General features: G+C 50.4%; 17 protein-coding genes. 8 read left to right on the top strand and 9 right to left on the bottom strand.

From position 1 onward, the window contains the following. Window positions 1-7 precede the first annotated feature (7 nt). A complete protein-coding gene (locus B5D63_RS06090; RefSeq protein WP_078667832.1) occupies window positions 8-1,759 on the top strand; it encodes a DUF885 domain-containing protein in 1,752 nt (583 codons plus the stop codon). Between the two features lie 171 nt (window positions 1,760-1,930). Here B5D63_RS06090 and B5D63_RS06085 read toward each other — a convergent pair whose 3' ends face one another. Together B5D63_RS06085 and B5D63_RS06080 are read right to left on the bottom strand one after the other, a co-directional pair. Then, entirely contained in the window at window positions 1,931-3,151 is a 1,221-nt protein-coding gene (locus B5D63_RS06085; protein WP_078667831.1) for a DUF4272 domain-containing protein, read from the bottom strand. Between the two features lie 249 nt (window positions 3,152-3,400). After that, window positions 3,401-4,249, bottom strand: coding sequence for a 3-keto-disaccharide hydrolase (locus B5D63_RS06080; RefSeq protein WP_078667830.1), 849 nt, complete (start codon window positions 4,247-4,249; stop codon window positions 3,401-3,403). A gap of 98 nt (window positions 4,250-4,347) precedes the next feature. Between B5D63_RS06080 and B5D63_RS06075 the strand changes: the two genes are divergently transcribed. Then, the gene (locus B5D63_RS06075) at window positions 4,348-4,980 is read left to right on the top strand and encodes a hypothetical protein (protein ID WP_143312781.1); all 633 of its coding nucleotides are present in this window, start codon (window positions 4,348-4,350) and stop codon (window positions 4,978-4,980) included. A gap of 163 nt (window positions 4,981-5,143) precedes the next feature. Beyond that, entirely contained in the window at window positions 5,144-5,860 is a 717-nt protein-coding gene (locus B5D63_RS06070) for an SRPBCC family protein (RefSeq protein WP_078667828.1), read from the top strand. Window positions 5,861-5,957: 97 nt separating this feature from the next. Here the strand turns inward: B5D63_RS06070 and B5D63_RS06065 are convergent, their stop codons facing one another. The 4 genes from B5D63_RS06065 to B5D63_RS06050 form a co-directional block, all read right to left on the bottom strand. Continuing rightward, window positions 5,958-6,260 carry a YtxH domain-containing protein gene (locus B5D63_RS06065; protein WP_078667827.1) on the bottom strand — a complete coding sequence of 101 codons (303 nt, stop codon included), beginning with the start codon at window positions 6,258-6,260 and terminating at the stop codon, window positions 5,958-5,960. A 390-nt stretch (window positions 6,261-6,650) separates the two neighbouring features. Beyond that, entirely contained in the window at window positions 6,651-7,892 is a 1,242-nt protein-coding gene (locus B5D63_RS06060; RefSeq protein WP_078667826.1) for a TlpA family protein disulfide reductase, read from the bottom strand. Between the two features lie 3 nt (window positions 7,893-7,895). After that, window positions 7,896-8,582 (bottom strand): YggS family pyridoxal phosphate-dependent enzyme, encoded by a 687-nt coding sequence (locus B5D63_RS06055; protein WP_078667825.1) that lies wholly within the window; start codon window positions 8,580-8,582, stop codon window positions 7,896-7,898. A gap of 81 nt (window positions 8,583-8,663) precedes the next feature. Next, window positions 8,664-9,803 carry an acyl-CoA dehydrogenase gene (locus B5D63_RS06050; protein ID WP_078667824.1) on the bottom strand — a complete coding sequence of 380 codons (1,140 nt, stop codon included), beginning with the start codon at window positions 9,801-9,803 and terminating at the stop codon, window positions 8,664-8,666. Window positions 9,804-10,056: 253 nt separating this feature from the next. Between B5D63_RS06050 and B5D63_RS06045 the strand changes: the two genes are divergently transcribed. Next, window positions 10,057-11,004 (top strand): arginase, encoded by a 948-nt coding sequence (locus B5D63_RS06045; protein ID WP_078667823.1) that lies wholly within the window; start codon window positions 10,057-10,059, stop codon window positions 11,002-11,004. Here B5D63_RS06045 and B5D63_RS06040 read toward each other — a convergent pair whose 3' ends face one another. After that, entirely contained in the window at window positions 11,005-12,087 is a 1,083-nt protein-coding gene (locus B5D63_RS06040; RefSeq protein ID WP_078667822.1) for a DUF3810 domain-containing protein, read from the bottom strand. 14 nt (window positions 12,088-12,101) lie between these two features. Between B5D63_RS06040 and B5D63_RS06035 the strand changes: the two genes are divergently transcribed. Next, entirely contained in the window at window positions 12,102-12,980 is an 879-nt protein-coding gene (locus B5D63_RS06035; protein ID WP_078667821.1) for a fructosamine kinase family protein, read from the top strand. Here the strand turns inward: B5D63_RS06035 and B5D63_RS06030 are convergent. Next, a complete protein-coding gene (locus B5D63_RS06030) occupies window positions 12,974-15,406 on the bottom strand; it encodes a PAS domain-containing hybrid sensor histidine kinase/response regulator (protein WP_078667820.1) in 2,433 nt (810 codons plus the stop codon). The two genes, B5D63_RS06035 and B5D63_RS06030, sit on opposite strands and share 7 nt — an antisense overlap. 248 nt (window positions 15,407-15,654) lie before the next feature. On the opposite strand from B5D63_RS06030, the gene B5D63_RS06020 reads away from it, so the two are divergent. The 3 genes from B5D63_RS06020 to plsX are packed head-to-tail and all read left to right on the top strand — an operon-like array spanning window position 15,655 to window position 17,398. Next, entirely contained in the window at window positions 15,655-16,197 is a 543-nt protein-coding gene (locus tag B5D63_RS06020; protein WP_078667818.1) for a YceD family protein, read from the top strand. 12 nt (window positions 16,198-16,209) lie between these two features. Then, on the top strand, window positions 16,210-16,404 hold the full coding sequence (gene rpmF, locus B5D63_RS06015) for a 50S ribosomal protein L32 (RefSeq protein WP_073079237.1): 195 nt from the start codon (window positions 16,210-16,212) through the stop codon (window positions 16,402-16,404). A 46-nt stretch (window positions 16,405-16,450) separates the two neighbouring features. Then, window positions 16,451-17,398 (top strand): phosphate acyltransferase PlsX, encoded by a 948-nt coding sequence (plsX, locus tag B5D63_RS06010; protein WP_078667817.1) that lies wholly within the window; start codon window positions 16,451-16,453, stop codon window positions 17,396-17,398. Window positions 17,399-17,511: 113 nt separating this feature from the next. Here the strand turns inward: plsX and B5D63_RS06005 are convergent, their stop codons facing one another. Beyond that, window positions 17,512-21,321 carry a sensor histidine kinase gene (locus B5D63_RS06005; RefSeq protein WP_078667816.1) on the bottom strand — a complete coding sequence of 1,270 codons (3,810 nt, stop codon included), beginning with the start codon at window positions 21,319-21,321 and terminating at the stop codon, window positions 17,512-17,514. Window positions 21,322-21,346: the final 25 nt, after the last annotated feature.

Genomic DNA, 21,346 nt, shown 5'->3' with positions numbered 1-21,346 from the left:
CACCATCATGAGAAAGATACTTCTTTGCGCCACGGCGGCTGCGGCCATGATTGCCTGTAATAACGGCAACGGTACCCGGGGCGGAGGTCAGGCCGACAGTGTGCTGAACAAAGCATTCCAGGCCTACCAGGAACGTTTTATTGACCAACTCTGGAAAGAAAACCCTGATTGGGCCACCGGCGTGGGCTATCACAAGTACGACTCTGTACTGATTGTGCCCGACAGCGCGGCAGCACAGGCCAGTCTCGCCTTTGTGCAACAACAGCTGGACTCCCTCAAAAGTTATGAGCCGGGCAAACTGACAGATGCCAACCAGATCGATTATCAGCTGATAGAAAACTATCTGAAATCCGTACAATGGAGTATCAAAGAACTGAAGAGCAACGAGTGGGACCCTTCTTCCTTTAACGTAAGCAACACGTTCGCCTTTATTCTCAACGAGAACTATGCACCGCTGGAAACACGGCTGCGTGCCTTCTCCGCCAGACTGGGCAATGTGCCGGCATACTACGAAGCTGCCAAAAAACAGATCAAAGACCCGGTACCGGAACTGACCTCGCTGGCCGCAGATCAGAACAACGGCGGCTTGTCTGTATTTGAAAAAGACTTTGCAGACTCCCTGCAGAAGACCAGCATCGGCGCAGACGAAAAGAAAGCAATGATCGCCCGCGCGCAGACAGCAGTGAAAGCCATCAAAGATTACGCGGCATGGCTGAAAACACTGAAGCCTGCCAATCCGCGCAGCTTCCGCCTGGGCCAACCATTATACGATCAGAAGTTCAACTACAGCATACAATCTTCTTTCTCCGCTACACAGATCTACGATTCCGCAGTAGCACGCAAAGCTTTTGTACATGGTGAGATGGCTAAAATCAGCCGGCAGCTGTGGCCCAAGTACTTCGGCAGCCAGCCAGTGCCGGCAGATTCACTGGAGCTGATCAGCCGCATGATCGATACCTTATCGCTCAAACACGTGAAACCGGAAGAGTTCCAGTCGGCCATTGAAAAACAACTGCCCGAACTGATTGCCTTCATCAAAGAAAAAGACCTGCTGTACATTGACCCGTCCAAACCGCTGGTTGTACGTAAAGAACCTGCCTACATGGCTGGCGTGGCCGGCGCTTCCATCAGCGCTCCCGGCCCGTATGACAAAGGCGGCAACACCTACTATAACGTAGGCAGCCTCGAAGGATGGCCCAAAGACAAAGCAGAAAGTTATCTCCGCGAATACAATCACTATATCCTGCAGATACTGGATATCCACGAAGCGATCCCCGGTCACTACACCCAGCTGGTATATGCCAACCAGTCTCCCAGCCTCATCAAATCCCTGATGGGCAACGGCGCTATGATAGAAGGCTGGGCGGTATACACCGAACAGATGATGCTGGAAAACGGCTACGGCAATAACGAGCCTGAAATGTGGCTGATGTGGTACAAATGGAACCTGCGGGCAGTGTGCAATACCATCCTCGATTACAGCGTACATGTGAAAAACATGAGCCGCGAAGATGCTATTCACCTGCTGACCAAAGAAGCGTTCCAGCAACAGGCGGAAGCAGAAGGCAAGTGGAAAAGGGTTAGCGTGACCAGCGTGCAGCTCACCAGCTACTACACCGGTTACAAAGAAATCATCGACCTGCGGGAAGCTTACAAACAGAAGATGGGCAAAGAATACAGCCTTAAAGCTTTCAACGAAAAATTCCTGAGCTATGGCAGTGCACCGGTGAAGTATATCCGGCAGCTGATGCTCAAATAGATGTAGGGATTTTTTGATTTACGATTTTTTGATTTACGATTTTTTGATTTTGCGCATAAAAAAAGACCGAAGCAATTTTTAAAGTTGCTTCGGTCTTCGTATTTAATAAAACAAACAAAAATCAAAAAATCGTAAATCAAAAAATCGTAAATCAAAAAATCCCTACATTCCTCAGGTGTCGCACGTGACGCTGTCCCACGGCTGGTTGCGGTAGTTAATCAACCAGTTGAGCGCATAATGTCTTTCATAGACCACGCCTGGGTGTACGGGCGCTTCTTCGCTTTTCAGGCGGGCGTCCACGCATGACCAGTGGGCGCGGTAGTAAAGATCGTTGGCATCAAGTATGGCCGCAGCGGGGCGCAGTGTGGTGGCTTTTTCAAAGAAAGGCGTGAGATCGCCGGACAAGCCACGGAAAGGGAATACTTCTTCCGGCACCATGTCGAGGTTACAGAGGTCTGTCATGTACCCCAGTTCAGGCATCAGGCCCAGCGCCCAAAGCAATACCCAGATGCTTTCACATTTCCAGGTAGCTTTTGTTTTTTCTTCTTCGGTGGGATGTTGCAGGAATTTTTTTTCATCGGGCGTGACATGTTCCCACAGTTGCTTTTTTTGCAGATAACTGATCACGTCCTGTGGTGGCAAATGTCCGAAAGCAACGCCGTTGATAGCAGTAAGGATGGCTACCCTTTTGGCTACTTCTTCCGGCGTGCGGATGACAGCGACCGTTTCATCGACGATGGCCGGCAGCATGGCGCTGGAGCGGACGCCCATGGCTTGCAGTTGTTGCAGGCTGCGGGCTTTCCTTTCCAGCGCTTCCGCCGAGGGAGGCGTCTGGCTGTCGAAATATTTTGCCTCGATATTTACAGTGAGGTTGGTAGCGGTAGCGTGGCCGTTCACATCCAGCAGCAGGGCGCCGGTTTTATCCCAGAATCCCTGTACGTCTGTGTTAAAGATGGAATTGCCTTCGGAGAAAAAGAAAGCATCCAGTTCGTAGGCCAGGTCCATGACAGCGGAGCGGAGATCTCCGTTGAAAGAGGGTTCGGCCTTGATGGCTATTTCCGTGTTGACGGTCGGGATTTTCCCCAGCAGCAATTTTTTCAGTTCCTGGTTTTCGGCATCGATCTGTTGTACGAAGGCGTACATGCCGTGAAGATTAACGATGATGGGCTCATCACTGTGTTCCAGCGTGTAACCCGGCACTGACCGTTGACGGTAAGTGATTGTAATGGTATTGCCTTTTCTTAAACGTCTCTTTTTCGAAACTACGGTAATACTCTCCCAGTTGTCTTCCTGTCCGTTTACATTCAGGGCCGATGCATCGAAATGCGCACGCATGCGCGTCAACACCTTCCCCATATCTACCTCATGCGTGTAGAGGGTACAATTTTCCATGCTATTTTTTTCGAGGGGCCAAAGGTAGCCCAAACCTGTAAAAAATCAACCTTGGAATTTTCGTTTTTTCTTAATTCGGGAATAGTTATTGCCTTCGCATAACAAAAAACAAGCATAACTATGGTCAGAAAACCTGCTTATTACCGGTATGTATGGCTGTTGACAGTGGCTGCCCTGTTGGCAGCCAGCTGTGTTCCTCCGAGGAGACCGAAGCCGCCTCATCCGCCACGACCACGGTTGTCAACCGCGTTATTGACGGCCTTTGTTCCGTTGCTGCAGCAAATGCAGTATCCTGTTGAGTTTCACCGGGTCATTGACGTAAGGTGACAGGTCAAACAGCTCCACTTTACGGAACTGAACGGGGTGGCTTTCGCTTTGCAGGGAAATAGAACCTTCTGTGAGCAGTTTTCCGTCCTGTTTCACGGCGGGATCAGCGTGGGATACGTTGCCGGCGCCTATCTGCGGTTTGTTGTACACGATCACGGTGTCACCCTGAACAATGTGTTTGATGACAGAATCACGCAGGACCAGCGCTTCCACGTGTACCCACTGGTCGCCATGATAAGTTTTGGAAGTGGAGCTGATGCAGTGATCGGTGATCAGTTTACCATTCATCACCACGTTGGTGCCGGGTGTGCAGAGGTTGGCCGTGCTTCTCGGGTCTTTACCGTTGCCACCGAGGAGTTGTTCTTCCAGTGAAATGGGGAAGTCCTGGTCTTTCGTCATGGTAGCTGCCGGCTGGCCGTGCAGCATGATGCCGCTATTGCGGAAAGCCCAGCCCGGACCGCCTTTCACCTGGTCGCCGGTGAACCGGTATTCTGCTACCACGAGGTAGGCGGAGAAGTTCTTTTTATAGAAGATGTGTCCGTATCGTTCTTTGAATTCATCGTATTGATCATAGGCAACGGTCAGGTAACCGTCTTTCACGCGGAAAGTATTGCCGAAGTTATCATTGAGGTCGTAACCGGTTATTTTAATGTCCCAGTCTGTCAAATCCTTACCGTTGAAGAGTTTCAGCCATTTATCGGGGGCTATTTCCTTTTGTGCATAGCTATGGAGGCCGGAGAGTAACAATAACGTGGTCAGTAATTTTTTCATATGTTCAGTGGTTTGGCCGGTTAAGATAGGCTATCGGGCACAGAAATACAAACGTGGCACATAATTGGCGCCGGGGCTTTTATCAGAAATATTTTTATATGAGGCGATTACTTTTACTTTTTTTGATGATCACCGGTGGTATGAGCGCCCTTTCTGCGCAGGACAGCTCCTGGCAGGCCGTATTACAGGCGCAGTTGCAGGTGCTGGAGAAGAGCGCCCCCCCGCAATGGCTGCCTCATGCCGATACGCTGGCGCAGCTGGCCGGCGCCCATCCGCGGGAATGGCTGTTGCAGTATTATGCCGGCTGGGCCTATACGCAGTTATCTTTCAAGGCAGAAAAGAAAAAAGCGGAGGAATACTGTGACAAGGCTGCTCCTTTTGTGAAAAAAGCGCTGGAGATGCAGCCGCATCATACGGAAACGCTGACGTTGATGGGCTATTGGCTGTCGGCTCGCATCAACGCCGTTCCTTCACGGGGCGCCTCGCTGGGCGCGGAGAGCCGGCAATATGCGGAGAAAGCGATCGATGCTGATCCCGCCAATCCCCGGGCCTCGCTGGTAAAGGCTTTAAACATCTATTACACACCGGCTATTTTCGGTGGTGGTAAAAAAAGGGCGCGGTCTGTGGTGGAGGAAACGGGTGAAAAATTCAGCCGGTTTATGCCAGCCGACGCGCTGGCGCCTAACTGGGGAAAAAATATTTTCGATGTCCTGAATGCTTCTTACCAATGATCGTTGAAGGGTTGCCGGAAGTGTGTAATTATTTACGCACCGTACCCATCATGCCACAGGCGTTGTATATATTTTTTAATATTTAGTTATTTAGATATTAGCATCTTATTGACTTCCAACAAAAGTTGCAGGGTTTTAGCTGCGTCACCCCAAACTGTATCTAATGACAAAACTATCAAATGGTCATGTACCTCCGAAGGCAGGACCGCTCTATGAAAGTTCAAATATCATCAATGTAACTCCGGAAGGCAGGATTGTATCCATTTTCACAGGTGCGTGGCTGTTGGGCAGTGCTATCAGTAAGGTAGACAAGAAGCCCGGCGGCAGCTTATTGAAACTGCTGGCTGCCGGCTACCTGTTGTACCGTGGCATCTCCGGCAATGACCTGGTTAACGGATTGCTGGGCAGAAGGAAACCCGACAAACACACTGCTTCTATTAATATCCGCACTTCCATGAAGATAGACAACCCGAAGGAGGAGGTTTATTATTTCTGGCGGCAGTTGAGCAATCTGCCGGTATTCATGAAACATCTGAAGTCTGTGGAAGAGATAGACCCGTTGCACTCGCGCTGGGTCGCGAAAGGGCCGGGAGGGATCGGCACGCTGGAATGGGATGCGGAAATTGTGAAAGAGATACCCGGAGAGATGCTGGGGTGGCGGTCTTTACCCGGATCATCGATTGCTACGGCAGGCCGTGTTACTTTCCAGGAAACGCTGGGCGGCGGTACTGAAGTGGATGTGATGATCTCCTATCGCCCGCCCGCCGGGTATATGGGCAGTGGCCTGGCCTGGCTGTTGAACCCCGCGTTTGAAAACATGATTGACAAGGATATCAAACGTTTCAAGAACTATATGGAAACCGGGGAAATCATCAGTTGATCATTTGATCATTTTGGATTTTTTGATTTACGATTTTTTGATTTCGGGTATATGTGAACTTTAAATCAAAAAATCGTAAATCAAAAAATTCCAACATTTATGAAAGGGCTTCTTTTTTAAAGCGGTTGTATTTTCCCTGTGCTTTGTTGATCAGTCTTAAAACGCGTTCGCGGGTATCTTCCTGAAGTCCGTCGATTTCTTTCTCAAATACTTCTTTCAGGTCTGAGAGATCTTCACCGCCACGATTTACCATACCATTGATTTTGTTGCGCCAGTCATCCGCAGTATGCCTGATCCTTTTGCGTGTATTATCGCCGCTTTCCGGGGCTGTTAACATACCAATAATAATCCCGGTGGTTAACCCTGCAATTGCTCCTGCTAAAAATTTGGTAGTAGACATAATGTGTAGATTTTATTTGGTTTAACAAAAAAAGCGCGTGCGTGGTTTAAACCTGCACAGTGAAGCAAGATTTTCAAATATCAGGCCATAACGGCCACCGCAAATGTTAAGATAGCGTGAAAGAAAAAAACGTGGAATTTACAAGGCTAAACGTGGAGGCTTCGTTACCTGCCGGAACAATACCAGATATTGACATTGTTCCGGAGGTGGATTGACAAGCGTGTTAGATAATGGTGGAATTCATAAAGTCAAACGGAGCAGTAAAATAGGCAGTTTTTTCAATTTTTCAATACTTTTTGAAAGAGATGAAAAAATAAATTTTCTTAAAAAGTCAAATCCTTCCCGGTAACTGTTTACCAGGAAGGATTTGCACTAATTTATCCGTTAAAATTATGATTCGAGCAACTGGGTGATCAACCTTTCAAAATCGGCTTTGAACTGTTCATAATGATCACCTGTGCCTGGTCCGGAGAAGCCGGTATGTACTTCTTTCACATTTCCTTTTTTATCGATGAAGATGGTGGTAGGAAATCCTTTGATGGCAGTCAGCTGGGGCAGCGTCTTCTCTCCTTTTTCGGGGTCTGCGGGCGTTACGCCGGTGATGAGCACGGGGTATTGCACGTTGAAGCGGTTGAGGAAGCCGGTGAGTGCTTTCTGCGATTTTTCGAAGTCGGGCGTGCGTTCATATGCCAGGCCGATGATTTCCACGCCACGGTCTTTATTTTTCTGGTACCATTCGCTGAGGAAACCGGTTTCGTCCATACAGTTAGGGCACCAGGAGCCCATGAGTGTGATGACCACCGCCTTGTTTTTGAAGCGGTCGTCATTAATGCTGACTTTGTTACCGTTCATATCGGGGAAGGTGAAATCGAGTTTTGACTGACCTGGTTTCATGGTGGCGATGGTGCGTTCGTCGGGCAGTTTGGCGGTATCATTTTTCACGGCGGACCAGTCTTCCACATGATCGCCGATGCCGGCGAAGAAGCGGCCGTCAACGATACTGTCTTTTTTGACCACGGCTTTGAAGAGGTAAGCGTGGGAGCCGTCGAAAGTGGAGAGGCGGAGAGTATCGCCGTCCATGCTGCCGTCGAGGAAGCGGTAGTCGCCGGTGGTGGTGAGGAAAGTGCCATATACCAGGTCGCCCATCTGTTTGAATTCGCCGATGGCGGTGCTGGATTTGTCTTTTTCCTTATCCACGAAGGTGGTCACCCAGCGGCCGGTCACCTGTTGCGCGGGGGCCGCGCCTTTCGGGAAACGTTCTGCGGTGTTGGGTTTAGCGGTAAATGGTATTGATACGTCTTTATCCGCGAGGTGGCGGGTCCATTGTCCTTCGAGGCTGCCATCGCCGGTGAAGCGGGCTTTAAAGTCAGAGTCGAAGAAAGGCATTTTAATGAAGACTGAATCGCCGGAGACTTTTACATCGTCTACCAGCAGTTTGTCTGTTGCGTTAAGTACATAAAGTACTTTTTTTCCGGCGGTGTCTTTTACGAGAAAGTTAAAGACGATGTTGGCGCCATCGGCGCGGTGCAGGCTGGCCTGCCAGGTGCCGTTGGTGAGTTCTTTTTTTGCGGTGCCGGTGTTGCAGGCGGTGAAGCCGATACCTGCCAGGCAGCAGATCCAAAGTTGTTTCATAAGTTACTGATTGTAGTTCCTTTCTCCAAACAGCAGGCTGCCGATGCGTACCAATGTACTGCCCTCCTCCAGTGCGATGGTATAATCAGCGCTCATGCCGATGGATAGTTCCCTGAAATAATCCTGTGTGTTAAAAAATGTGGTTTTAACAGACCCGAATAACTGGTGGAGCTGGTGGAACTCTTGGCGGACCTGTGTTTCGTTGGTGGTGTTGGTGGCCATGCCCATCATGCCGGCGATGCGGATGTTTGCAAAATCAGCCTGGTGGCTGTTCCACGAAGAGAGCAGTTGCTGTAACTCCTGCCCGTCCAGGCCGAATTTTGTTTCTTCCGCTGCGATATGGACCTGTAGCAGGCAGTTGATCACCCGTTGGTGTTTGGCGGCCTGTTTATTGATTTCCTGCAACAGTTTAAGACTGTCTACCGCATGGATGGTGTGTACAAAGGGAGCCATGTATTTGACTTTATTGGACTGGAGGTGTCCGATAAAATGCCATTCGATGTCGGCAGGCAGTACTGCCTGTTTGTCCACGAGTTCCTGTACGTAGTTTTCGCCGAAGATGCGCTGTCCTGCAGCATAGAACGCAGCTATGTCTTCTGCTGGTTTGGTTTTGGAAACCGCCACCAGTTGGGCGTTATAGGGCTTCAGCCGGGACAGCACTTCCTGGTAAGCATTGATATTGATAGCCATCCCGCAAAAATAAACAAAGCTGCTGTAAAATAAAGCGCCCCGGGGTTTGGGCCCGGGGCGCTGTGGAATATTTGGTGCTGATTACGCCAGGATGGAGCGGCTGATCACGATACGCTGCACTTCGGAGGTGCCTTCGTAAATCTGGGTGATCTTTGCGTCGCGCATGAGGCGTTCTACGTGGTATTCTTTCACGTAGCCGTAGCCGCCGTGTACCTGTACTGCTTCTGTGGTCACCCACATAGCGGTTTCAGAGGAGAACACTTTGGCCATAGACCCACTGAGGGTATAATCGAGGTGCTGGTCTTTTTCCCATGCTGCCTTGAGGCAGAGCAGGCGTGACGCCTCGATTCTGGTGGCCATGTCCGCCAGTTTGAACTGGATGGCCTGATGCTGGGATATCTCTTTTCCGAATGCTTTTCTTTCTTTGGAGTATTTAACGGCCAGTTCGTACGCGCCGCTGGCGATGCCGAGTGCCTGGGAAGCGATGCCGATGCGGCCGCCGCCCAGCGTTTTCATGGCGAATTTGAAGCCGAAGCCGTCTTCCCCGATCCTGTTTTCTTTTGGTACCACCACGTCCTGGAACATGATGCTGTGGGTGTCGCTGCCGCGGATGCCCAGTTTGTTTTCTTTGGCGCCGACGGTTACGCCCGGGCTGTTTTTCTCTACGATCAGGGCGTTGATGCCTTTGCTGCCTTTTTCCGGATGGGTTTGGGCCATCACGAGGTATACGCTGGCGGAGTTACCGTTGGTGATCCAGTTTTTGGTGCCGTTGAGCAGGTAGTGGTCTCCTTTATCTTCTGCCGTGGTGCGTTGGGAGGTGGCATCGGAACCGGCTTCCGGCTCGCTCAGCAGGAAGGCGCCAATAATTTCCCCTTTAGCCAGCGGCACAAGGTATTTCTGTTTCTGTTCTTCTGTGCCGTAGGCTTCCAGTCCCCAGCAAACCAGTGAATTATTTACGCTCATTACCACGGAAGCGGAAGCATCTATCTTCGATATTTCTTCCATCGCCAGTACATAGGAGATGGTGTCCAGACCTGCGCCGCCATATTTAGGGCTGACCATCATACCCAGAAAGCCCAGTTCGCCCAGTTTTTTTATCTGTTCAGCCGGGAATTTCTGATGCTCATCACGCTCTATCACCCCCGGTAAAAGTTCGGTTTGGGCGAAATCACGCGCAGCCTTTTGAATCATAAGATGCTCTTCCGTAAGTTGAAAGTCCATGGTTATAGTTGTAGTTGTTTTTAAAAGATGAGTTGATAGCATCCAAATTATTTATAAATCAGCACGTAAAAAAATGCCACTGGGAAAATTCAACGTTGTCAACCATATCGTGATAATTATTGAACAAAATGCGAGGATAACACCACTGTATTGGATTTGGTTCATACAATATCCGTCCTTTTTTTACCGTTGCCGGTTCTGCTGCTTTGGGTGTTCTGCCAAAATCCTGTAGCTTGCCGGTAATGAAAACTTTATGAAGAATATCAAAATAATAGAAGTCAAGTCGGAAATAGGGGCTGGTACCCGGGGCGCGAGCCTGGGGGTGGATGCGATCAAGATAGCTGCGCTGGACTTCATGAGCAACTTTTTTGTACACTTCCCCACCGAAGCGATCGAAACGGAAAACAAACTGCTGTTTGAACCTATTGAGTCTCCCTATGCCAAAAGGATCAAGGGTACCGTGAACATGTACGAGCGTATCAGCAAAAGCGTATGTGAAACGGTGAAAGCCAATTGGTTCCCCGTACTGCTTTCCGGGGACCACAGTACGGCCGGCGCCACCATTGCCGGGCTGAAAATGGCGCATCCCAAGTCCAAGCTGGGCGTGATCTGGATAGATGCCCATGCCGACCTGCACACGCCTTACACCACCCCTTCCGGCAATATGCACGGGATGCCGCTGGCCACCGCCATTGCGGAGGACAACCTGGACTGCAAGGTGCACGACCTCGATGAAACCACCACCGGTATGTGGAATGCCCTGAAAAACATCGGTAAAATCGCTCCCAAGGTATTACCGGAAGATATTGTGTTCATCTCCCTGAGAGATTATGAGAAGGAAGAGGACTACCTGATCAAACAATACGGCATGAAGGTGATCACCACCAATGAAGTACGCCGCAAGGGGCCGGAGAATATTTCCCGGTCTGTGTTCCGTTACCTGAGCGACTGCGACTATATCTATGTGTCTTTCGACGTGGACAGCCTGGACGCCTCTATTTCCAAGGGTACCGGTACGCCGGTGAGCAATGGTTTAAGGGAGCGTGAGGCGGAGGACCTGATTGCCAAGTTTATGCAGCACCGCAAGATCTGCTGCTTTGAAATTACCGAGGTAAACCCGACACTGGACCGGGAGAACCTGATGGCCGAGATCGCGTTCAATATTCTGCAGCGCAGTGTGAACGTGCTGATGATGAACTAGTCAGCGTATTTTAAACCAGGCGATCAGCCATCCGGTCACTTCGCTGTAGCTGCGGATACCTTTCTGCTGTTTATTCGCCTTCAGGTACTGGTCATACAAGATGGTGGAATAGTCATCCACTTTGCCCGTATACTTTTCATAGAAAGTAGTGATGCTTTTATAATCCGCCTTTACGCCGGGGAGCGCCCGGCGCCAGATATCCTTTGCCAGCACGGTGTCTCTGACGGCCAGCTGGCGTACGCTATAGAGGAGCATATCAAAATTGGCCGCATAACGGAAATGGCTATCCTGAATACTGGTAGCAGCAAGATACCCTACAAAATTGGCTTCTTCTTCCGGCGCATATCCCAGCTGGTGGGCAATTTCATGGCAGGTAATGATGGGTTGTATCACTGTGGGTACGGTAGTGTTGACCTGTGCTTCGAGGGTGAAGGGATTGAGGTATCCGGTTACCCCGGGATAGTTGAGCCATTCGCCGAAGAGTGCTTTTTTCACGCAGGGCGCCTTGTACCGGAAAGCGGGCCAGCGTTCCGCGGCGGCCTGGTAGGCGGCGGCAGCCCTGGCAAACAGCGGAGTGGTTTTATCCGGCAGGGTAACGCCTGTGGTATCGCCGAGGCGTTGTTTTTCGGCGTTGGTGAGCCGCAGCAGAGTATCAGACAGCTGGTAAAGTTGCTGCGTGTTATAGTCGCCCGTGATGATGCCCGTATCACGCAGCAGGGTATTGCGTTCATAGTTGAATCCCCAGAGGATAAGGAAGGCAAGATAGAGCTTCAGGACAAAATGGATACCGCGCAGGGTGATCCAGCCGGCTCCTCCCCATTGCATCCGGACCAGTTTATAACATAGTTTTAACAAATAAAACAGGGAAGTTACAATCCAGGCGGTATATATTACGTCCCCAACACTGAATGGCACTATACCTGTTAACTGTCGAAACACCGTACTGATACTGCTGTACCACCTATGGAACCAGGCTTCGCTGAAGCGGTTACTCCAGGCAAAGCATCCCTTTAACAACAGTATACCCGTGAGTGTTAATACAATACGGACGATCTTCTTTTTAATTTTGGCTTTTGTTTCCATATAAGTGGCGAAACATGATCGATGAAATTCTACAAAAACAACTAAGCGCGGCGTTATCCGAACAGCTGAAAGTGAAAATACATATTAATGACGCAAAAAGCGTACATGGTGGCGATATTAACCAAACATTTCGTATAGGCACCAACGAGGGATATTTTTTCCTGAAGCTGAATGATGCCCGGCGTTATCCGGACATGTTTGCCGCCGAGTATGCCGGTCTGGAGGCGTTGCATGGTGCGCGGGCGCTGACGGTACCGCAGCCGCTGGCCTATGGGCAGAGCAACGGGCAGTCTTACCTGTTGATGGAGCTGATGGTCAAAGGCAATGCGGTACAGGATTTCTGGGAGCATTTTGCGCAGTCGCTGGCGCAACAGCACCGGAAAACGCAGCCACATTATGGGTATCCTGCGCCGAATTATATTGGCACGGTCCGGCAGTACAATACGCCTTACAGCAGCTGGCCGGTGTTTTATGCGTTCAACCGGCTGATGCCGCTGGTCCGGATGGCTTATGACCAGCGTATTATAGATCAGGGCATGGTGCAGCAGGCGGAGCGGCTTTGCCGGCAGTTGCCGCAGTTGTTCCCGGCCGAGGCGCCGGCGTTGTTGCATGGGGATTTATGGTCGGGTAATTTTATGGTGGGGCCGGATGGCAGGGCTTGCGTGTTTGATCCGGCGGTGTATTACGGGCACCGGGAGATGGACCTGGCCATGGCGCGTTTGTTTGGTGGTTTTGACACCCGTTTTTATTATGCCTATCAGGCAGCCTGGCCGCTGTCGCCGGGATGGCAACAGCGGATCGGTGTTTGCCAGTTATATCCTTTGCTGGTACATATGTTATTATTTGGCGGCAACTACTACAACAGCATCCGGGAGGTGTTGCAGGCCTATTGATGGGGATGGGAGGCAGCGTCCACAAATTCCCGCATACGGGCATATTCCTCATCCACTACGGGATAGTATTTATCCACGTCCGCCACGATTTCATCGAACAGGCGGGTGGCGCTTTCGGGCTGTTGCGGTTCCCCGGTGCGGAGGTAGTTTTCCAGTTCCTGCATTTTGGCGCTGATCCAGGTGAGGCCTACCATGGCGAAGTTGGGTTTCAGTTTATGTACCTGGAACTTCACCCGCTCCCAGTCGCCGGTGTCTACGATCGCTTTTAGTTTTTTGATTTCGTCCCGGATGGTCCGGATAAATATTTCAAACAAGTCGGCCGCATAGGAAATATTGTTCTCATAGAGCGCTGTGAGATATTTAACGTCCAATTCCGGGTGGAACTCAAATCCGCTGATATTCTGCACTTCTTCTTCCATTATTAGTTCTGTTTCTTCTTCGTTGAGATATTTGTTAAAGATCTGTAGTAGCTGATCCGGTGTATACGGTTTAATAAGTATATCGGTGATGCCCGCGGCCCTGACGGTGGCGGCGGTATTTTCCATGGCTACAGCGGTGGTGGCGACAATAGGCGTTGCCACATTAAATTGGTTTTCATCTGTCCTGATTTGTTGGGCCAGTTCTAATCCATTCATACCGGGGATACGGATATCCATGAGGATAAGGTCATACTGCCGGGCATTGAGAAACCATGTGGCATCGGGTCCATTGGTGGCCAGCTGGTAATTGATTTTATATTTATCCAGGAGGCTCATCATGTAGCGCAGGTTCATCTGATTGTCTTCCACTACCAGCACACGGGCTTCCTCAAAGGTACGTTGTTTCCCTTTTTTACGGGGTTTAATACCCGAGGCCGAGATAGGTTTTCTGCTGTCCATGAACGGGAGGTCAAAGACGAAGCAGGTATTGTATCCCTGGCAATCTTCCACGCTGATGGTGCCACCGAGCAGTTCCACGAGTTGTTTCACGATGGCGAGGCCGAGGCCGGTGCCGCCGTATTTTTCGCGGATATCTGCTTCTGCCTGTTTATAGTTGCGGAAAATCAGTTCCAGTTTATCTTTCGGGATACCGATGCCGGTATCGCAGACCCGGAAGCGGACCCAGATGGTATTATCGAGCCAGCTTTCCTGGGTGGCTTTAATGGCTATTTCTCCTTCGCTGGTGAATTTCTCTGCATTTCCTAACAAATTGAGTAATATTTGGTTCAGCAGCACGTCATCGCCAATGAGCCAGGTATTGAGGTTGGCGTCCAGTTCGGCCGTGATGGTGACGGGGCGCCGGCCCAGTTTAAGCTCAAAGGTATGGCGGAGGGACTGTATCAGTTCGCGGGGGTTGAATTCCCTTTGGTTGACCTGCAGTTCGCCTGCTTCTATGCGGGAAATATCGAGAATATCACTGACGATGCCCAGCAGTATGCCGGAGGAGTGTTTCAGGATGTTGACATATTCCTTTTGCTGCGGGTCGAGGCTGGTTTCCTCGAGGAGGTGCGCCATGCCGATGATAGCGTTGAGGGGGGTGCGTATTTCGTGGCTCATGCTGGCCAGGAAGTCTTTCTGGGCGATGCGGGCTTCTTCGGCGAGGTGGCGGGCGTTTTCCAGGTCTCGCTGGAGGCGTTTCTGCCCGGTGATGTCCATGTGAATGCCGGCGCCGCCCGTGATGTTACCGTTGCGGTCGTATACGTTTGCCGAGCTGGCGAGCACCCATCTGCGGGAGCCGTCCTTGAGCACAATTTCCATATCATAGACCAGGGGAACGTTTTCCGAGAGGCGTTTACGGCGGAGAGCGCGGGCGAAGGCCCTGTTTTCTTCCGGCACGAACACGTCGGTGATATTTTTGCCCAGCAGTTCCCCTTCCGAGTAGCCGGAGAGGCGGCAGAAGCTTTCGTATACGCGGGTGATGTTACCGTCGAGGTCGGTTTCGCACATGGCCGCGTTCAGGTTATTGAGCATGACGCGGAATTTGTGCTCATTGCGTTTTATTTCTTCCTGAACGTGGTATTTGCGGGTGATATTGATGACCTGCCAGATGCTGCCTTTAAAGCCCGGACCGTCGAAAACGGGGGTATAGGCCACTTCTACGGTCGTTCCCGTCTCCAGCACGAGTTCCCAGCCAAAAAGGGCTTTTTTTTCGCTTCTGACGGCATTCATTTTGGTGGCGAAGGCATCCGGACCGGTAACGAGTGGTTTCAGCAGCTGGATGAGGTCGTCAAAAGGCAGATTTTCCGGGATGGGATGTGGCAGGCGCCCGGATAAAACGTCGTTTGTCCAGCAGCAACGGAAGTCCTCATCTGTCACTAGGATACCGGCGCTGGTATGGCTGAGCCATGCGTGGATAGGCAGCGAGCAGATGTCCGGGGTGTCACGGGCAGCCGTGGGGGCCGTGTCAGGAGCCGGGATTTTCCTTGCGTTCTTTCCTTTGGATGTCATTGGTTATGATGGCCAGGGGACTTCAGGTTTTCAATTTTCACGGTTGTATTGCAAAAAACAGGTATGAGATAAAGGTGGAAATCCTTACCTTTGCGGCTCACTCCCGCTGTTTAGCAACAGCAATATGGATGATATTCCGATATATAAATATATATAATCCGGATATCGAAAGTGAACAAATTTATGAAATTTTTGCAATTGCAAATATTTAATTACCTTTGCATCCCTCTAAAAGTGAGGACATTGATATGAAACCACTCCGCGAATTTGAGATAGCCTTTGTTGGATTAAAACCAGGGGTGCATTCATTTCAGTATGAGATCGGGGAAAGTTTCTTTGAGCATTTTGAAGGAGAAAGGGACTTCAGTGATTGTAAGGCGACGGTGAACCTGACGCTGGACAAGAAAGTAAATTTCTTTTTACTGAAGTTTGAGATCGGCGGTACGGTAACAGTTACCTGCGACCGTTGTGGGCAGCCTTACGAGCTGCAGCTCTGGGATGAGTTCAACCAGATTGTGAAAATGGCGGACAATCCCGAAGAAATGGCCAGTGAAGACGCAGATCCGGATGTAGCGTATATTTCCAAGACCGAGAGCCATCTGAACGTGGCGGAATGGATATACGAGTTTATCCTGCTGAGCATTCCGATGCAACGCATCCATCCTGACACTGCCGATGGCAAAAGCGGATGTGACCCAAAGGTAATAGAAATGCTGGAGCGTATGAACCAGCAGGCAAAAGAGAACGATAACCCAATCTGGAAAGGATTGGATAAATTTAAGGACAATTAAAAATTAAATAAAATGCCAAATCCTAAACGCAGACATTCTCAGCAGAGATCAGCAAAGAGAAGAACGCATTACAAGGCGGTAGCGGATACATTAAGCACAGACAGCGCAACCGGTGAAGTGCACCTGAGACATCGTGCTCATTGGGTAGAAAACAAACTGTACTACAAAGGAAAAGTAGTGTTGGAAAAACAGAGCGCAGCTAAATAATTATTTTACTATTTTTACCCGAGCTAACAAGACAAACTTGAGTTACATGAGAATCGGGCTTGATATGATGGGCGGCGATTTTGCCCCCGCAGCAGCAGTAAAAGGAGTAAAGTTATTTTTAGACACCGTTGCATCTGATGCGCATCTGGTACTGATAGGGGACGAGTCACAACTGGTCCCTTTATTAGCGGAAGCGCAGGTGGACCAATCAAAATATTCAGTTGTTCATTCATCCCAGGTAATCGGGATGAATGAACACCCTACCAAGGCACTGAAGGAGAAGCCACAATCCTCCATCTCTATTGGCTTTCATTTATTAAAAAATGAGAAAATAGATGCTTTCATCAGCGCAGGCAATACCGGCGCCATGATGGTAGGCACCTTTTATTCCATTAAAGCCATCGAAGGAGTGCAACGCCCTACTATTTCTACCCTGGTCCCCCGTGAAAACGGTTCACAAGGACTAATGCTGGATGTAGGTATCAACGCTGACTGTAAACCTGAAAACCTGGTGCAATTTGCTATTCTGGGTTCCCTGTATTCCAAACACATCCTGAAGGTCGACAATCCAAAGGTTGGTCTGCTGAATATCGGCGAAGAAGAAGGCAAAGGCAACTTACTGGCCCAGGCCACCTACCCGCTGTTAAAAGAAAACAAACAAATCAATTTCATCGGAAATATCGAAGGCAGAGATGTTTTATCTGAAAAAGCCGATGTCATTGTATGTGAAGGTTTTACCGGCAACATTATCCTGAAAATGGCCGAGTCCATCTACGATATCGCGGCAAGACGCAATATCAACGATGAATACCTGAACAAACTCGACTCAGAATCCTATGGCGGCACTCCCGTGCTGGGCGTTAACAAACCGGTGATCATCGGTCACGGTATTTCCCAGAACGTTGCCTTCAAAAATATGATCCTGCTGGCACAACAAATGATCGAAAGTAAACTGCTGGAAAAGATCCAGGAGAGCTTCCACAGCGGTAACTAAGAGCATAGAGAAAAAGATATTGAGAAAAGGCAAACCATCCGGTTTGCCTTTTTTTGTTTTTAGTCCCTACTGCTCCCCGCAACATTCCGGCGAACGGGAAATGAGAAATATTATTATTGCCCCTCATGAAGCGGAAGCTTCACATAAAAGGTGGTCCCTTCATTGAGCTTGGTTTCAAACCAGATCTCCCCTCTTGTCTGCTCTGCAATATTTTTACACATGGCCAGCCCCAGCCCTGTACCGGATGATTTGGTGGTGAAGTTGGGCACAAAAATCCGGGACTGCACTTCCGGTGAGATCCCTCCCCCATTGTCGGCCACGCTCACAATCACGTAATGGTCGGCCGTTTCCTGCAGCCGCACCCGGATATGGCCTTCGGTTTCCTCCGGAATAGCCTGGATAGCGTTGAGCAACAGGTTGGTAAACAACCGGTTCATCTGGGTTTTATCGGCAAAAACGTACAGCGGCCTGCCCGGTTCCACGTATTCGATGCTACAATCTTCCTGTGTCTGGTACAAGCCTGTCAGCGATGACAGGACTTCGTTCAGCAGCACCACCTCGTTGTTGGGCTCCCCGATACGGGCAAAGGCCGAGAAGTCGGAAGCGATATTGGACAGGTGTTCTATCTGTTCCACGAGCGTACGGGCCACATTAGTGGACAGCGCTTTCACATTGGGGGAGTCGCCGGCAATTGCCCGCTGGAGGTACTGTATGCTCAGTTTCATGGGCGTCAGCGGATTTTTGATCTCATGGGCCACCTGCCGCGCCATTTCCCGCCAGGCCCCTTCCCTTTCGCTCTTGGCCAGCCGCGCGGCGCTCACTTCCAGCTTCCGCACCATTTTGTTGTACTCTTTTACCAGCGCGCCGATTTCGTCGTCTTTGTCCCATTCGATTTCATCGTTGCGCTGCCCCAGGTTCACATGCCGCAGCTTCTCCGTTACCAGCGAGAACGAACGGGTAATGGAATTGGTGATCAGCAGCGCCACCATCCCCGCGATGAGGAAGATGAACGCGTTGAAGTTGATCAAAGCCACGAGGAAGTTGGAGATCTGCTGGTTACGCTCCGTCTGCGTAGCGAAATAAGGGACATTGAGATACGCCATCACATCTCCGCTGCGGTTGCGCAGCGGCATATAACCAGAGAGGAACGGCATACTGCCGATCTTTTCTGTTTGTATGAACTGGATATGCTGCAGGCGGGATATCTCGTAATAGGCCATAGGCTCCATTTTACCGGAGATCAGCCCTTTTTCCGTCATCAGCGGCTGCGTGGTGAGCCGCAGGTTACCGTCGGCATCGTACACGTTGATATCGAGCGCCCGCTCGTTGGCGATGTTGCCCAGTGCGGCTGTCAATTTTTCTTTAAACACGGGATCATACATATTGTCGATCTCGTCCATGTCGCGCTGGTTGAGGAATACTGTTTCCACATCGGTGGCCACCTCTCCCATCGTTTTGCTCAGCCTTTCGCGGTTCTGCACTTCCGAGCGCCAGATGAAGAACATGGTGGTGGTGATACCGAGTATCACGAAAGAGAACACCACGACAAAGATGATGGTGCCATGTACTTTTTTGCGGATACTGATGTTGATCAACGCCCGTATGTTGCTGAGGCGCATACGCGCCTTAATGAGCAGGTCAAACATCTTGTATATCACGATAATCAACAGGAACAGGCAGAACATGTACGCAAAAAGCGTGATGAACTCTACGAACGTACGGCTTTGTTTTACCACAAACACCACTTTTTCAGGCGAAGCGCGATAGATCATTTCCGAGTGCCCGGCTACATCCTTGATGGTCAGCTCACCGGGCGGCACATCGCCGGGATACAGCCGGATGGGGAACGGGTAATCGCTGTAATGGCTTACCAGCACGCCTTTATCATAGATGGCATAGGAGTAGTTGGCCTGCGATTCCCGGCTGCGGTCATAAAGGTCCCCTTCCACCAGCAATTCGGGATAGAGCCGTTCCTGGCTGAATATCTTGGGTTTGAGCACATATACCAGCCAACCGGTGCCCGTGTTGTCCACCGGGTTATGAAATTCTTTCTTACCGATATAGTTATAGTCGTTGAAACTGGGCTCGTAGTAATAGAGGTCGTTGCCGCTGGCGTCTGTGGGCGAAGCTTCCGACTCAAAGAACATACGGCGGTTGAACGAAATCAGGCTGGTGGTATCTCCCTGATAGATTGGCTGGCCGTTTTCATCGTACGGGTAGAACGCCACATCAAAGCGGCTCAGGTATCCCTGGAAATAATTCTGCAGCAGCACTTCTTCCATGCGGGCTTTGGACTGTTTACTTCCTTTGTCCATAAAGAAGTACTGCATGTATTCGTCGTGTTCAATTTTTTTGCCCAGGTCATTGAGCAGCATTTCCAGGTACGGGTCTTTCTGTTTGGAGAGATCGGCCGCCAGTTTTTCGCGGGCGGACAGTTCTTTCTGGTCGTTGTAATACACCAGTGCGCCGGAGGTGGTGATGGTGAGCAGGAAGAGCCAGAACAGGAAAGGCACGGTGGCCACACTGCTTTCAAAACGGTCGGCCAGGAAATCGAGCAGCACGATGTACAGCAGCAGCCAGATGACCATGGCCACGGAGAACGGCAGTTCCGGGTTATGGATGCGGAACAGCAGCCAGATGATGCCTACCGCCGCCAGCCACACGTATTTGGTGCGGTACTGGAAGTTGGTGAGCTCATTGAGCAGGTAGTTGATGATCTGGGAGAAAAACAGGAAGCTGAAAGAGATGAAGCCGAGCACCACAAACCCTATCAGGCTGTATTCGTTGAGACTGAAGGGGTTGGTCACATCAAACGAGATGCGGGAGTCTATCACCAGGCTCTGGATCAGGTCTGCCAGGAACTGTTCCACCATGTACAGCAGGAGGCTGGCCACGATGATCACGATGCTTTGCAGCCAGCGTTTGCGGAGCACCGGCAGGTTGATCGTTTTTACGTGTTCCCGGAAGAAAAGGATCATCCAGAAGGCCAGCAGTACGTTGAGCAGCAGGTCACCCAGCGAATAGAATATTTCATCTTTCGCGTAGATGACCGGATCGAATACGTTGAGCGCGCGGAGGTTGAACGGGAAGGGGTATACGTAACTCAGCACGCGGAGGCCGAAGACCATGAGGAAGAGGAACAGGAACCCGTAGAGCGGGTTGGTGTTTTTGGCCAGCAGCGTAGCGAACAGGTTAAAGAAGATGAGCACGCAGATACATCCCAGTACGCGCAGGACAACACTGAGGTTGTTGGGAGGTTGTGCGCGGATGCTTTTATTATAGTCGAGGAAAAACAGGGTTTCGTCGTACCCGTTTTTCACCGGCAGGATGGTATGATCGGGTAATATCAGGCCGGGGAGGTCCACGTGGACGGTGTATTCTGCGCCCAGTTCCGCTTTATTATAGAAATGGCTGATGAGGAAGTTGTTCCGGATAGCATATTCCATGCGGACCGGGATGGCAGCTACGACAAAATGCTGGTGGTTGCCCCCTCCTTTCAGTTGACGGGTAATGATTTCGTAATACCCGTTTTTCAGTTTCATGAACTGTGCGCCTGGCTTCAGCACGTCCTGCATTTCTTCCGGCTGCACCTGGCTGGTGCTCCAGAAAGTGAGCCAGGTACCTTGTGCGCTGGAGTCGTAGGCGAACACGAAGTAGTCGCGTTTACCGATGCGGTCCAGTGTTTTTTCATCGTAAGAACGTTGAAAAAGGCTGTTGACGACGGCGGTATCTTTCAGCAGTTTATCGAATGACTGTTCGCGCTGGTGCAGGCTTTTCTCGATGCTTCGTTTCACGCCCTGGGGGGAGGAATAGTACGCCCAGTAGTTGCTGAACAGGAAGGCGAAGGTGAAGAGCCATGCTGCAACGATCAACAGGTATCCGTGCCGGAGGAAGAAGAGGCGTATTTCTTTTATATCAACCAAAAGGATTTAAGTATTTAGATATTTT

The sequence above is a fragment of the Chitinophaga eiseniae genome (genome assembly GCF_900167135.1).
In the GTDB taxonomy this organism is placed as follows: domain Bacteria; phylum Bacteroidota; class Bacteroidia; order Chitinophagales; family Chitinophagaceae; genus Chitinophaga; species Chitinophaga eiseniae.
The sequence above is the reverse complement of the archived record's forward strand: the minus strand, read 5'-3'. Positions and strand labels throughout refer to the sequence as shown.

What these genes read in the sequence shown, in the direction of transcription:
- plsX (WP_078667817.1), top strand. Translation starts at nt 16,451, where the DNA reads ATGAGAATCGGGCTTGATATGATGGGCGGCGATTTTGCCCCCGCAGCA.
- B5D63_RS06060 (WP_078667826.1), bottom strand. Translation starts at nt 7,892, where the DNA reads ATGAAACAACTTTGGATCTGCTGCCTGGCAGGTATCGGCTTCACCGCC.
- B5D63_RS06090 (WP_078667832.1), top strand. Translation starts at nt 8, where the DNA reads ATGAGAAAGATACTTCTTTGCGCCACGGCGGCTGCGGCCATGATTGCC.
- B5D63_RS06055 (WP_078667825.1), bottom strand. Translation starts at nt 8,582, where the DNA reads ATGGCTATCAATATCAATGCTTACCAGGAAGTGCTGTCCCGGCTGAAG.
- B5D63_RS06085 (WP_078667831.1), bottom strand. Translation starts at nt 3,151, where the DNA reads ATGGAAAATTGTACCCTCTACACGCATGAGGTAGATATGGGGAAGGTG.
- B5D63_RS06065 (WP_078667827.1), bottom strand. Translation starts at nt 6,260, where the DNA reads ATGTCTACTACCAAATTTTTAGCAGGAGCAATTGCAGGGTTAACCACC.
- rpmF (WP_073079237.1), top strand. Translation starts at nt 16,210, where the DNA reads ATGCCAAATCCTAAACGCAGACATTCTCAGCAGAGATCAGCAAAGAGA.
- B5D63_RS06040 (WP_078667822.1), bottom strand. Translation starts at nt 12,087, where the DNA reads ATGGAAACAAAAGCCAAAATTAAAAAGAAGATCGTCCGTATTGTATTA.
- B5D63_RS06020 (WP_078667818.1), top strand. Translation starts at nt 15,655, where the DNA reads ATGAAACCACTCCGCGAATTTGAGATAGCCTTTGTTGGATTAAAACCA.
- B5D63_RS06080 (WP_078667830.1), bottom strand. Translation starts at nt 4,249, where the DNA reads ATGAAAAAATTACTGACCACGTTATTGTTACTCTCCGGCCTCCATAGC.
- B5D63_RS06030 (WP_078667820.1), bottom strand. Translation starts at nt 15,406, where the DNA reads ATGACATCCAAAGGAAAGAACGCAAGGAAAATCCCGGCTCCTGACACG.
- B5D63_RS06075 (WP_143312781.1), top strand. Translation starts at nt 4,348, where the DNA reads ATGAGGCGATTACTTTTACTTTTTTTGATGATCACCGGTGGTATGAGC.
- B5D63_RS06045 (WP_078667823.1), top strand. Translation starts at nt 10,057, where the DNA reads ATGAAGAATATCAAAATAATAGAAGTCAAGTCGGAAATAGGGGCTGGT.
- B5D63_RS06070 (WP_078667828.1), top strand. Translation starts at nt 5,144, where the DNA reads ATGACAAAACTATCAAATGGTCATGTACCTCCGAAGGCAGGACCGCTC.
- B5D63_RS06035 (WP_078667821.1), top strand. Translation starts at nt 12,102, where the DNA reads ATGATCGATGAAATTCTACAAAAACAACTAAGCGCGGCGTTATCCGAA.
- B5D63_RS06050 (WP_078667824.1), bottom strand. Translation starts at nt 9,803, where the DNA reads ATGGACTTTCAACTTACGGAAGAGCATCTTATGATTCAAAAGGCTGCG.